Below are 12,802 nucleotides of genomic sequence, written 5' to 3'. Positions count from 1 at the left end.
TATTTATATTCTTTGCAATTGTACCCAGTAAGATTTTAAATAGATATCCATCCAAATACTTAAGTAAAGAACGAAGAGTACTTATTTACTTTGATTAAGTTACATTATAACATTACCGATACATTATAACAAAACACCGGAATGTTAATGATTTTACCTAACTTTAAAACTAGCCTGATCGCATCTATGGTCACCGTACTGTGTGCTTGTAACAGTGAAATTGATGATCTTGCAGATAAAAATGCTGGGCTGGCAGATAACCATGATCATATCGGAATCACCTCAACAGGGCGTTTAGCCATTAGTCATGCTGATACTGCAAACGTATCAATTTTCGATACTGATAATGACACGCTACTTGAAATGTTTAATACTGCAAATATTGTTAGCGGCTTATATGCAAGTCCTAACAATCGTTTTGCGGTACTTATACAACGCGCGGATAACTATGTAGAATTTATTGATGGTGGTTTATACCAAGAAGATCATGATGATCACCTGCATGATTACGAACAACTACCTTCCTTTTCAGGTTTTACATTAACAAATGATAAGCCAACTCATTTTGATATAAGCGAACAGCAAGCGGCACTGTTTTTTGATGGCAATATAGATGCGGGGATCCCAGCAAGCTTTGCTATTTTAACTGATACATCAATTGAAGATGGCGAAATACTTGCAGCACATAGCTTTAACAATGCCATGCATGGTACAGCGCAAATTCGCGGTGAATCGGTAATAACAACTTATCGCAGCGAAGATATAACTAGCGTGCTGCCAAATTATGTTGAACAACTGCATATTCATGGTGATCACTTTCATCAAGAACAGCGGTTTGCAGTGGATTGCCCTGCACTACATGGCAGTGCGCAAAATCACCAGCATATCGCTTTTGGCTGTAGCGATGGTGTATTAGTTATAACTGAAAAAGGTGGTGTGTTTAACGCAGCCAAAGTAGCTAATCTCAACAGCTTTGCTGAAGGTACGCGTATTGGCACAATTAAAGCGAGTGAACACAGCGAACTATTTTTAGGTATTGCACAAAGTAAGCTTTTTTACACCATCGACCCAGCATCAGCTGAAATGACACAGCTTGCATGGCAACAAAATACTGAAAATACCGTATTAGCAAGTGCACTGGATAGGATTACCGGCGAGTTTTATGTACTTGAAAGTGATGGTTTCTTGTCAGTGCTACATGCTGAAGATGATTGGCAAGTCAGCGCACGCTTTAAAGTACTCGAAAACCCAGCTGGTAACTATGCACTCGCGGCCTCAGCGGCCGACGATACTTTATATATCAGTGATGCAAACAACCAAATAGTATTAAGTATCGACACCCATGAGCAAACGACTAAAACTATTCTTAACCTTGATTTTATCCCTAATCAAATTACCTGGTTAGGTATAGCTGCTGAATCAAAACATGAACACTAATTAATTCAAGCAAATAACTTTCATAGCATTCCCTTGCTAATTCATTGCCAGCAAATTTACTTTGCTGGCTTTTTTGCTTTCATGCTGGCAATTCCATGATGAACCAACACAGCAACCGCACCGGCTAATACACCGAATAAACCATCGAACAGTAAAGGCGCAATAATCTCTCCCAGCGTACCTAAATTTGCTAGTGCAAACTCAGCAACAGCGATTTGCCAATGATGCAACACACTAATACCATGCACTAAAATTCCACCACCCACTAAAAACATCGCTACCGTACCTGCAAATGCTAAAAACGCCATTAAGCGTGGTGCTGCGGCTAATAAACCTTTACCTAATAATGCTTTAAAACGGTTTCCTGTTTGCTGTGCTTGGTTAAGCAAATACAAACCAGCATCATCAAGTTTTACAATCCCTGCCACTAACCCATAAACGCCAATGGTCATGATCACCGCAATAACACTTAAGACTAACGCTTGATTTAGTAGACTTGCACCCGCCACGGTGCCTAGAGTGATAACTATTATTTCTGCCGATAAAATAAAGTCGGTTCGAATAGCTCCTTTTACTTTTTGTTTTTCGTACTCAACTAAATCTAAATTTTCGATAGCATCTACATCATCATTTTTCGTAGCTGGTAATAACTTTTCGACTAACTTTTCAGCACCTTCAAAACACAAAAATAATCCACCAACCATTAATAAAGGTGTAATAAGCCAAGGTAGCCAAACACTTATTAATAACGCTGCAGGAACTAAAATTGCTTTATTTAAAAATGAGCCTTTCGCTACCGCCCACACGACTGGTAGCTCACGATCGGCAGTGACTCCTGTCACTTGTTGCGCGTTTAAGGCTAAATCATCCCCTAACACACCCGCAGTTTTCTTCGTGGCGACTTTACTCATAGTGGCAATATCATCTAATAAAGTGGTGATATCGTCCAATAATGTCAATAGGTTAGTACCTGCCATCTCATTTCCTTTGCAGTTAAAAAATTTATAATAATCAACATAGCCTAAACAAGTATTTTCACCAAAGGTTAATTTTCGTTTGCTATGCTAGTTGCTAAACACACTTAGCCAAGGTACTTGTTTATGTATAAAATCCTATTAATTGCACTCGGTGTTATTAGCCTCAGTGCATGCACAGAACAATTAAATAGTCAGTCTTTCTCCTGCGATAGCCAGCTAAGCGCCGTTATTACCAGTAACGATGAAGAAAGTGCCACGCTAAATTACAATCAAGTAAATCATTCGCTGACCAAACAAATCAGCGCCTCGGGCGTAAAATATACCAATGAAGATGTGCTGTTTTGGACCAAAGGGAATGAAGCAATGTTGATAATTGATGGCAACAAATATCATTGTAATTTAGAGTAATACAATCGCTCGCCAAACTTATAATTTATAAAAATACTGCTACACTCATAAATAATTAAGTATTTACGGGTTCACTATGCGCGCTATTGCTATTAAAACGAAACTAATTTTTGCCTTTGCCACAATTGGTTTTTTAATGCTCGCCAGCAGTAGTTTTTTTTACTGGTCATTAGGACAAATTAATCACGCCACTTCGGATATAGAAACTTTAGCTGTACCGGTACAACAGCAAAGTCATGCCTTGCGGTTATCGCTGTTATCAATCACCAAATTTAATGCCGTTGCATACAGCCAAACAAGTAAAGCCAGTTTGCAACAGCAGCAACAGAGCACTCATGAAGAACAAGCTTTATTTAAAACCAAGCTAGAAGAATTAAACTCTCAGCTGCACGACCAACCGCAAATGCTGCAATTACTATCACAAATAACACAACGTTATCAAAAGTTTAGTGACACTAGCGCAACAATGTTTAACACCAAACAACAAGGCCTAACAGCAGCAACTCAGGTTACCTCATTAGCAAATGATTACGCTAATAATCTTGCTGACTTGAGTAGTGGCTTACTTGATTTAGAACTAATCGAAGTAACACCGGAGCAACAATCGTTATTAGCCGCTATTGTTGGTACCGCGACCCGCATTGACGACTTACTATTCACCTTAGGCAATAATGTTAAGAGCATCAACCACATTAGCTCCCTACAAACACTCACAGAGCACCAACAAGATACCGCTTTTTTATTAGACAATATCCAATCTAATTTTACATACCTACAACAGCAAGCGAGTGAGTTAAAAAATCAAACAAATTTCAGCAACCTAAAAGACCTTCTCAGCTTAATTAATCAACAGTTGGCAACACTGTACCAGCAACAAAGTACTCTTTTGACCAGTAAAGTTGCGACCGAGCAAGCCTTTGCTGTATTCCAGCAACAGTTTCAACTTACCGAGCAGCTCATTATTGAGTTAAATCATTTAGCCGATAAACGCTTTGATACCTTGCAGGCAGATGCTCAGTCGGTGATCACTACCGGTTCGCGACTCGCGATTATTATAAGTTTAGTGCTTATTTCATTTGCAGCCTTGATCTGCTTTTTAACCACCAAAGCAATGTTAAAACCACTAAATGCTGTAAATAAAGCACTATCACGTATCGCTTCTGGGGATTTATCGAAACGTACAAAGCCCCATAATGATGATGAATTTGGTGTACTTTTAAACAATATCAATCAATTAAGCGATGATCTAAGTACATTACTAAGTGCGATAAGTGATAACGCCCACACCTTAGATCAATCAGCAATTCAAACCAGTGCACAAGGCCAACATATGACCGAAGCAGCACAGCAGCAATTAGATCGTATTGCAGAGGCCGACTCGGTGGCGCATAGCATGCATAGTAATTCCCAAGCGGTCTGTGAACGAGCGGATAACACCTCTAATGAAGTTGCTAACGCTTCGCAGTTTGCCCATGATGTAAACCAGATTGCTGATCGTAACAGCCAGCGTATCGCAGCGTTGCTTACTCGACTTGATCAAGCAGTACAAAGTACTAATGAGCTAACCCAGCACACACAATTAATTGGCGCGATCGTGGATACAATTAGTAGTATTGCTGAGCAAACTAATTTGCTTGCGCTCAATGCTGCAATTGAAGCTGCTCGTGCAGGAGAAAATGGCCGAGGCTTTGCTGTTGTGGCAGATGAAGTACGCTCTTTAGCTGCACGAACGCAAAACTCGACTAGCGAAATACATACAATGATCCAAACACTGCAACATCAGGCCAACACTGCTCATCATGAAATTAACGATGGGCAACAACAAGCAAAAGAATGTGTAGCAAATAGTAGTGAATTAAACCAAGCCGTGGATAAAATACAAAGTACCTTAGTGACAATTAACCAAATGAGTATGCAAATTGCCAGTTCATCGCATCACCAGCTTGATAACAGCAATGAAATAAAACAGATTATGGCGCAGGTAACGGTGCAAGCACAAACGAATGCCGAACATGCAAAGTCTCTCGCCAACCAAAGTGAAGACGTTAACCAACTCGCTCACTCATTAACCAGCGCGGTAGAAAGGTTTAAGTTCTAACTTTGAATATAAAACCCATCTGCAGCTATTGTGATAATGATAAATACACGCCACAGAAATAACGTTGCAGTGGCGTGTAGCAGCTTATTTATTATTTTGCTCCGCGATAAACTCCCTAATGTATTTATCAAATAGTGCCGCTGGCAGTGGTTTGCTGTATAAAAAACCTTGAATATAATCACAATTTAGAGCATTTAAAAAAGCCAGCTGTGCAAAGGTTTCAACTCCTTCGGCAACAACTTTGAGCTGTAGGTTACTAGCCATTGAAATTATTGCACTGACCATCGCGCAATCTTCAAGCTCATCGGGTAAGTCTTTTATAAACTCCCGATCTATTTTTAACTTACTCAGCGGAAAACGCTTTAAATAGCTCAACGACGAGTAACCGGTGCCAAAGTCATCAATTGCTAAACCCACGCCGGTTGCCCGTAATGCTTGCAACTGCTGCAAAATATTTGAGCTATTATCAGCAAGTAGCGTTTCTGTAATTTCAAGGGTTAAACACTGAGCTGATAACTGCGTTTCCTGTAGAACACTTTTAACTAACGCTTCAATATCTTGGCGAATAAATTGCACGCTAGACATATTTACCGTAACAAAAAACTGATCACCGAAACTGCTACACCACTTAGCAGCTTCGCGGCATGCTTCTCTGAGTACCCACTCACCAATTGGAATGATTAATCCTAACTCTTCACATACAGGAATGAATTGTGCCGGCGACACATCGCCAAGCTCCGCACTATGCCATCGCAATAAAGCTTCACAACCGACCGTTTTTTTATCGTGGCTAATAATTGGCTGAAAATAAACGGTAAACTCGTTATTACTAAGCGCTTTATGAAGAGCATTTTCGAGCCTACTGCGAGCAGTCGCTTGTTCATGCAAGCCACTGGTAAAGAACTCAAAGCAGTTTCGCCCTTGTGCTTTAGCTTTGTACATGGCGCTATCAGCATTACGTAATAATATTTTGCGATCGACTCCATCGTCGGGGAAAATAGTGATCCCCATACTGCCGGATACAAATACATCTTGCTCACCAATTTTAAATGAAGAACTAAGCGCCAGCAGAGTTTTTGTAGCTAGTCGCTCAATATCTGCTAACGTATTGATCCCTGGCAGTAATAGCGCAAACTCATCGCCACCTAAACGGGCAACTACATCAGAGCTGCGCATACATGCTTTAAGCCTTTTGGCAGCCTCAAGTAATAGTAAATCACCACTATTATGCCCTAGGGTATCGTTAACGCTTTTAAACCGATCTAAATCAATAAAACAAATTGCCAAACGCTTATTATCAGCTGTCGCACGGATCATTTCTTGATCTAGCTTGCTATTATAATGATAGCGATTTGCCAAACCCGTTAAGGTATCAAAATTAGTTTGTAGCCACATTTCCTGTTCATTTTCTTTGCGTAAAGAAATGTCGTTAAATAAGGTAACATAAACTTCAATGTCTTTTTCCTCGTCAAATACTACCGAAATATTGACCCAGCTCGGATAAATACTACCATCTTTGCGGCGGTTCCATATTTCACCTTCCCAATGCCCTACCTCATTTAAACGTCGATATAACACTTTAAAAAACGATGGTTTATGATGGCCCGAATTTAATATTGCAGGTGTTTTACCAAGCACATCTTGTTCTTGATAACCGGTGATCTGTGTGAAGGCTTTATTTACAGCTTGAATTTCATTATCACGATTAGAAACCAAAATACCTTCATTAGTTGTCGAAAATACCGTGCTCGCGAGTCGTTGCTGCTGGCGTGCTTTTAATTTTAAAGTGATATCACGAATTAAGTGTATTTCACCAATTTTGCTATTTTTTTCGTCGATAACTGCGGTTACTCGTGCCTCTCCCCAAAATACCTCTTTGGCTCCGTGAAATTGACACTCACTATCAACTCCAACAACTCCTTTCGGGCACTCAGTAAATGAGTAAATATTTTTATCCTTCAGTGGCTCGCCTGCCGTTAACTTTTGCACAGCCGCAGTATTAGCTGTAATGACCCTATGCTCGGCATCCGTGTAAACGAGCAGATCATCAATACTATTGAAAATCGCTTTTAGCGTCGCACTGTCTTTTTGCGCCGATTTTTTAGCTCGGCGTAATCGCAAAACTAACCAAGTTAAAGTCGCTAGCAGTATTATCAGTACAGAAATAGATATTAGCGCTAACAGCAATTGATCGGTGCGTTTTTGTTCTATTTCATTAGTTTGAATGGCAACCAATTGTTCAAGATTTTCTTGATAATGCCAAAGCGCTTTTTCAAGGTTACGTTGAGATGAAATATCATGTATGACAGAAAATAAAAAATCTTTATTTTCAATTGTAAATGGGGCTGAATAAACGCTAACGGTACGTGTTTCACCGCTCGCTAATCGGTGTTTGAAAACAAAATAGTTTTGCCCTTTACTCAGAGCAGCTTGGCGTTCCTGTGCAACTTGTTGCTCAGTAAATATATTAATTTGCTGGATACGCATTGTTTGCAATTGCGCAATACTGTAACCATAAAATGCTGCCGCTGCTTTATTAGCAAATTTAATTTCACCCGTTTGCGGTTCTACCACTAACATCACGGCACTGTGCTCATTAAAAAGCGGCACATTGAGCGCGGAATTTAATGATTGCTTAGCATTTACTTGATCTACAAAGGTAATTACACAGCAAAGAAGAACAGCCTTGATAAATGTTTTTACGATAAGCCCACCCATTAATCAAAAACTCATTTCAAACATTTGTCCTAAACTATAGCTTACTCACCTTATAATGTAACAAAAATGATCGCTTAAATGCGCTCTAAAAACACCTCATTAATTCGCTTAACGTCTTTATTTAAGTATAATGCCAACAGTCTTTTAAGCTTTAAAGCGGCCCACAATGAAATACCAAGATCTACGTGATTTTATCGATTTATTAGAAAAAAAAGGTGAACTGAAGCGTATTCACCAAGAAGTTGATCCTTATCTTGAAATGACCGAAATTGCCGACCGCACACTACGTGCTAAGGGACCCGCTTTATTGTTTGAAAACCCTAAAGGTTATGATATCCCCGTGCTAGCTAACTTATTTGGTACACCAGAGCGTGTTGCCATGGGAATGGGTAAAGAACACGTTAGCGAACTACGAGAAGTCGGTAAGTTGCTGGCATTTTTAAAAGAGCCAGAGCCACCAAAAGGCATTAGAGAAGCATTTAGCCAAATTCCAGTGTTTAAGCAAGTATTAAATATGCCTGCCAAAGAAGTTAAAAAAGCGCCTTGTCAGCAAGTTATTCTAGAAGGCGATGATGTTGATTTAACTAAGCTGCCAATTCAACACTGCTGGCCTGGTGATGTGGCTCCATTAATCACTTGGGGTTTAACCGTCACCAAAGGACCTTTCAAAAAACGCCAAAACTTAGGTATTTACCGCCAACAATTACTCGGTAAAAATAAAATCATTATGCGCTGGTTATCACACCGTGGCGGTGCTCTCGATTTTCAAGAATGGTGTAAAGAAAACCCAGGCCAACCTTATCCGGTATCGGTAGCATTGGGTGCTGATCCTGCGACAATCCTAGGTGCCGTCACGCCAGTGCCAGATACCTTGAGTGAATACGCCTTTGCCGGCTTGCTACGTGGTAGCAAAACAGAAGTAGTTAAGTCGATATCCAATGATTTACAAGTTCCTGCCAGTGCTGAAATAGTTCTTGAAGGCTATATAATGCCGGGCGAAATGGCACCTGAAGGCCCTTATGGCGATCACACGGGTTATTACAATGAGGTTGATAACTTCCCTGTTATGACCGTGACCCACATGACACATCGTAAAGATCCTATTTATCACAGCACTTTTACTGGTCGTCCACCAGATGAGCCGGCAATTTTAGGGGTCGCACTCAATGAAGTCTTCGTACCTATTTTACAAAAGCAATTTCCTGAGATAGTCGATTTTTATCTACCGCCAGAAGGCTGTTCATATCGTATGGCGATAGTGACAATGAAAAAACAATATCCAGGTCATGCCAAGCGCGTGATGATGGGGGTATGGTCGTTCTTGCGTCAGTTTATGTACACAAAGTTTGTCATTGTCTGTGATGATGACGTTAACGCACGTGATTGGAATGACGTGATCTGGGCGATTACTACACGTATGGATCCCGCCCGCGACACTACTCTAATTGAAAACACTCCGATTGATTATTTAGACTTTGCATCACCGGTTTCAGGTCTTGGTTCAAAAATGGGTATGGATGCCACTAATAAATGGCCCGGCGAAACCACTCGTGAGTGGGGCGAACCCATTGTGATGGATCAAGCGACTAAAGATCGCGTCGATGAAATCTGGCAAAGCTTAGATATTCTTTAACAGCTCTTTTAGAGGCTATAAACTCACTATGCGGATATGTTATTATTGTTCAAATAAAGTGCGTATCCGCTAATTTAAGGTAAAACATGCAAACATTACACGCTGAAGTTGTCGCTATCAGCCCACTCACTGAATTTGTTCACAAAGTAATTTTAAAACCTGTTGAAAGCGTCACCTTTGAAGCTGGCCAATATTTGCAAGTAGTGCTTGGCGAAAAAGACAAGCGCGCGTTTTCAATTGCCAGCCGCCCTTCACAGTCTGATGAGCTAGAACTCCATATTGGCGCATCTGCAGTTGATTCATATGCAATGCAAACTTTAGAGCATCTTCGCCAAGCCCATGCTGAGAAAACTCAGGTGTTGATTGAAGCCGGCTTAGGCATTTCACAGTTGCGTCTCCAATGCGAACGCCCAATTATTTTACTCGCTGGCGGCACTGGGTTTTCATACGCAAAATCTATGGCTGATCATTTAAGTGAAATCGGTTGTGAGCGTCCGGTATTGTTCTATTGGGGTGTGCGTGAAGAGTCAGCCTTGTATGCGCATACTGAAATGCAAACATGGGCCGATAGCCGTGAAAACTTTACCTTTATACCAGTAGTGGAAAACCCAACAGCTAGCTGGACAGGCCACACAGGCTACGTACATAAAGCGGTGATGAACGATATCGTATCGCTTGCCCCATATGATATTTACATGGCAGGGCGTTTTGACATGATAGGTATTGTCCGCGATGATTTCCTAGCACATGGTGCAATTCGCGAAAACATGTTCGCCGATGCATTTGCATTTATAAAATAGTATAACCAGAGTAACCAGTTTAATTTTTATCCGTAAGCTGGTTACTGACACTCCCTGACAGCCCGCTATGATTTACTTAGCTCTTCTTAAACAAGGAGAACTATGATGACCACAAATTTAATCGAAGTTGTAAATTTCAAACTAAAGACTGATACAAACTTAGCGCAGTTCCACATCGCTAATAATGATTTTCAGCGTTATATTGATAACCAATCAGGCGTACTTTACCGCTCCCTTGCTAAACAAGCCGATACCCAGCAATATAGTAGTATCATTTATTTTGCTACGGTTGCTGATGCCCAAAAACTGCGTGATACATTTTTTGATAATGCTATTTGCCAACAGTACACTTCTCTCATTGCAAAAGAATCGATAAAGCAGGATCGTTTTGAAGTGCTTAGCCAAACAGCTTGCCAACAAAGCTAACACTGTATTTTTGAAAACAAGGATAACCAATGCACAAATCAGAGCGGCTATTTCAATTAGTAAACATACTTAAGAGTCGCCGCTTTGCGATCACTGCAAACGAACTTGCCAATAAATTACAGGTATCTCAGCGAACAATTTATCGCGATATTCAGCACTTACAGAGCTCGGGCGTGCCCGTTGAAGGTGAGGCAGGCACTGGCTATTTAATTACCGATTACGATCTACCACCGATGATGTTTACTCTTGAGGAGCTACAAGCACTGTTGTTAGGTAGTAAAATGGTGAGCGCTTGGACTGATCCACAGTTAGCGGCGAATGCCCAAGCTGCAATGACTAAAATTAATGCAGTGTTGCCTAACAGGTTAAAGCAACGCGTTGCAGAGCTGCCGTATTTAGTCTCTGCATTTCATCACGATAAAAGCCACCAAACGACCACTTTGATACTTCGTAAAGCCATCACTAATAAAACCTGCATTGAATTTCATTATCTAGATGTTAATCAACGACCAACTCAGCGTATTGTCGACCCTTTAGGACTGGTATATTGGGGCGCAAAGTGGACTCTTATCGCTTATTGTCAGTTGCGCAGTGACTACCGAGAGTTTCGCTTAGATCGTATTCAAAGCATTATTCCACTCACCAAGGCATTTGATACTAATTCACAAAAAAGCTTAGCGCATTATATGGAGTTAGTGAAAGCTAAATACCAAACTCACTCTGATGGTCTGGCTCACAATTAAATTTAGCTGTAATTGTTGTTACCTATCAGCGCAATCAACATAAACAATTTCACAAACGGCCAATCCTTAACCATACTTTGTATAACTCATTAATTGGGAGAGACCCAAATGTTAAACACCAAAGTAAAAGATTTTATGCAGCGCAAGTTACCGCATATAACCCCTGAAACCGAGATGACCACAGCAATTGCAGAACTACAAAAATTCAAACTACTGGGAGCGCCAGTGTTTGATGATAATAAATGTTTAGTGGGCTTTATTTCTGAGCAAGAACTGCTAAAACCGTTAATGCAAAATAGTTATTTTTGTGACGGTGTGGTTAAGGTTTCACAACTGATGCAAACCGAGGTTGTAACCGTCAACGGCGACACCAACATAATGGAACTTGCCGAGCAAATGAAAACGGGCAAACCTAAAAATTACCCAGTTGTAGAAGGCACTACGGTCATAGGCATGATAGGCCGTAGTGATATTCTTAAAGCCATGTTTGATAACTACCTAAGCTGCCAACGTGAGCATTAGGCGCATAATTTAATGGCTTGTACATCGTAACTATCGAGCAGCGACTGCTTGCTTTAGTTGCTGTTTTTCAGCATCACTCAAGTATGCAATATCAAGTGCATTGGCTTGGGCTTTTTCCATATCAGCCTGAGTCAGTCCTGCAGCAGGTCCTGCAACCATGTATTCATGTTCAATTTCGATGCCTTCCACTGCGGGATCATCGGTATTAATACACGCTAAAATACCATGATCTAAGAAGCGCTTCAGTGGATGTACATCTAAACTCGCTACTGTGCTGGTTTGCACGTTACTAGTTAGGCACGATTCAATACCTATGCGTTTATCACGTAGGTAGTCCATTAGCTTGGCATCTTCAATAGCTTTGACACCATGGCCAATACGCTCAGCACCTAGCTCATTGATTGCTTGCCAAATACTGGCAGCTCCCAGAGCTTCACCGGCGTGAATCGTTGCGCTAAGGTAAGCATCACGTACTTGCTTAAAGTGATCGACAAATAACTCGCCCGGAAAGCCAATTTCATCACCAGCTAAGTCCACTGCAACTAAATCATTTTTAAACGCGAGTAAGGCATCTAACTCTTGCTGGCAAACTCTAGTACCATAAGTACGTGATAATATACCAATCAGGTTAGCTTTAACCGTGCTACTTTGAGTCGCACTTTTAATACCATCAACTACAGCTTCAACAACACCTTGTGGATGTAAGCCTTGGCTTTGTGCCATGTAGTAAGGGCTAAAACGCAGCTCTACATAATCAAGAGCTTGTGCTTGCGCATCTTCAATATTTTCGATGGCAATACGCCGACACGCATCGTAATCACCCAATACCGTGACGCCCCAGTCAAGCTTTTGTAAAAAAGCCATTAAGTTAGGCTCAGGATCGATAACTTGCACATGCGGTATTAAGTCTGCAACATTATCAGCAGGCAGCTTAATATTGAACTGACGACCTAAATCAAGAATAGTTTGCGCGCGGACATTACCATCTAAATGGCGATGGATATCTAGCAAAGGGAGTTTTTTATTGATCATAATTAGCA

11 protein-coding genes are annotated in these 12,802 nt (G+C 40.8%); 8 read left to right on the top strand and 3 right to left on the bottom strand.

Annotation, left to right across the window (positions count from 1 at the left end; translation table 11 throughout):
* Positions 1–147: 147 nt before the first annotated feature.
* A complete protein-coding gene (locus H5180_RS06295) occupies positions 148–1,437 on the top strand; it encodes a hypothetical protein (protein ID WP_182757915.1) in 1,290 nt (429 codons plus the stop codon).
* 56 nt (positions 1,438–1,493) lie between these two features.
* Here the strand turns inward: H5180_RS06295 and H5180_RS06290 are convergent, their stop codons facing one another.
* Positions 1,494–2,414: a DUF808 domain-containing protein gene (locus tag H5180_RS06290; RefSeq protein ID WP_145239915.1), complete on the bottom strand. Its 921-nt coding sequence runs from the start codon at positions 2,412–2,414 to the stop codon at positions 1,494–1,496.
* Between the two features lie 123 nt (positions 2,415–2,537).
* Here H5180_RS06290 and H5180_RS06285 point away from each other — a divergent pair, with 123 nt between their 5' ends.
* Both H5180_RS06285 and H5180_RS06280 read left to right on the top strand, forming a co-directional pair.
* Positions 2,538–2,822 (top strand): MliC family protein, encoded by a 285-nt coding sequence (locus tag H5180_RS06285; RefSeq protein ID WP_145239917.1) that lies wholly within the window; start codon positions 2,538–2,540, stop codon positions 2,820–2,822.
* 76 nt (positions 2,823–2,898) lie between these two features.
* Entirely contained in the window at positions 2,899–4,920 is a 2,022-nt protein-coding gene (locus H5180_RS06280; protein WP_145239918.1) for a methyl-accepting chemotaxis protein, read from the top strand.
* 84 nt (positions 4,921–5,004) lie between these two features.
* On the opposite strand, the gene H5180_RS06275 is transcribed toward H5180_RS06280, so the two are convergent.
* Positions 5,005–7,638 carry an EAL domain-containing protein gene (locus H5180_RS06275; protein ID WP_182757914.1) on the bottom strand — a complete coding sequence of 878 codons (2,634 nt, stop codon included), beginning with the start codon at positions 7,636–7,638 and terminating at the stop codon, positions 5,005–5,007.
* A 166-nt stretch (positions 7,639–7,804) separates the two neighbouring features.
* Between H5180_RS06275 and ubiD the strand changes: the two genes are divergently transcribed.
* The 5 genes from ubiD (at position 7,805) to H5180_RS06250 (ending at position 11,762) form a co-directional block, all read left to right on the top strand.
* Entirely contained in the window at positions 7,805–9,271 is a 1,467-nt protein-coding gene (ubiD, locus tag H5180_RS06270) for a 4-hydroxy-3-polyprenylbenzoate decarboxylase (RefSeq protein WP_182757913.1), read from the top strand.
* An 86-nt stretch (positions 9,272–9,357) separates the two neighbouring features.
* The gene (gene fre, locus H5180_RS06265) at positions 9,358–10,071 is read left to right on the top strand and encodes an NAD(P)H-flavin reductase (RefSeq protein WP_145239924.1); all 714 of its coding nucleotides are present in this window, start codon (positions 9,358–9,360) and stop codon (positions 10,069–10,071) included.
* A 102-nt stretch (positions 10,072–10,173) separates the two neighbouring features.
* On the top strand, positions 10,174–10,497 hold the full coding sequence (locus tag H5180_RS06260; RefSeq protein WP_257325242.1) for a hypothetical protein: 324 nt from the start codon (positions 10,174–10,176) through the stop codon (positions 10,495–10,497).
* 29 nt (positions 10,498–10,526) lie between these two features.
* The gene (locus H5180_RS06255) at positions 10,527–11,240 is read left to right on the top strand and encodes a YafY family protein (RefSeq protein ID WP_182757912.1); all 714 of its coding nucleotides are present in this window, start codon (positions 10,527–10,529) and stop codon (positions 11,238–11,240) included.
* A 108-nt stretch (positions 11,241–11,348) separates the two neighbouring features.
* Positions 11,349–11,762: a CBS domain-containing protein gene (locus tag H5180_RS06250; protein ID WP_149982176.1), complete on the top strand. Its 414-nt coding sequence runs from the start codon at positions 11,349–11,351 to the stop codon at positions 11,760–11,762.
* A gap of 30 nt (positions 11,763–11,792) precedes the next feature.
* On the opposite strand, the gene add is transcribed toward H5180_RS06250, so the two are convergent.
* Positions 11,793–12,794, bottom strand: coding sequence for an adenosine deaminase (gene add / locus H5180_RS06245; protein ID WP_182757911.1), 1,002 nt, complete (start codon positions 12,792–12,794; stop codon positions 11,793–11,795).
* Between the last annotated feature and the right edge of the window lie 8 nt (positions 12,795–12,802).

This window comes from Pseudoalteromonas sp. SR41-4 (genome assembly GCF_014163985.1).
GTDB lineage: Bacteria > Pseudomonadota > Gammaproteobacteria > Enterobacterales > Alteromonadaceae > Pseudoalteromonas > Pseudoalteromonas rhizosphaerae.
Note: the sequence above shows the minus strand (reverse complement) of the source record. Positions and strands in the feature narration are given on the sequence as shown.

Excerpts from the sequence above, each read along its gene's own strand:
- H5180_RS06295 (WP_182757915.1), top strand. The coding sequence starts at position 148 with ATGATTTTACCTAACTTTAAAACTAGCCTGATCGCATCTATGGTCACC.
- H5180_RS06290 (WP_145239915.1), bottom strand. The coding sequence starts at position 2,414 with ATGGCAGGTACTAACCTATTGACATTATTGGACGATATCACCACTTTA.
- H5180_RS06285 (WP_145239917.1), top strand. The coding sequence starts at position 2,538 with ATGTATAAAATCCTATTAATTGCACTCGGTGTTATTAGCCTCAGTGCA.
- H5180_RS06280 (WP_145239918.1), top strand. The coding sequence starts at position 2,899 with ATGCGCGCTATTGCTATTAAAACGAAACTAATTTTTGCCTTTGCCACA.
- H5180_RS06275 (WP_182757914.1), bottom strand. The coding sequence starts at position 7,638 with ATGGGTGGGCTTATCGTAAAAACATTTATCAAGGCTGTTCTTCTTTGC.
- ubiD (WP_182757913.1), top strand. The coding sequence starts at position 7,805 with ATGAAATACCAAGATCTACGTGATTTTATCGATTTATTAGAAAAAAAA.
- fre (WP_145239924.1), top strand. The coding sequence starts at position 9,358 with ATGCAAACATTACACGCTGAAGTTGTCGCTATCAGCCCACTCACTGAA.
- H5180_RS06260 (WP_257325242.1), top strand. The coding sequence starts at position 10,174 with ATGATGACCACAAATTTAATCGAAGTTGTAAATTTCAAACTAAAGACT.
- H5180_RS06255 (WP_182757912.1), top strand. The coding sequence starts at position 10,527 with ATGCACAAATCAGAGCGGCTATTTCAATTAGTAAACATACTTAAGAGT.
- H5180_RS06250 (WP_149982176.1), top strand. The coding sequence starts at position 11,349 with ATGTTAAACACCAAAGTAAAAGATTTTATGCAGCGCAAGTTACCGCAT.
- add (WP_182757911.1), bottom strand. The coding sequence starts at position 12,794 with ATGATCAATAAAAAACTCCCTTTGCTAGATATCCATCGCCATTTAGAT.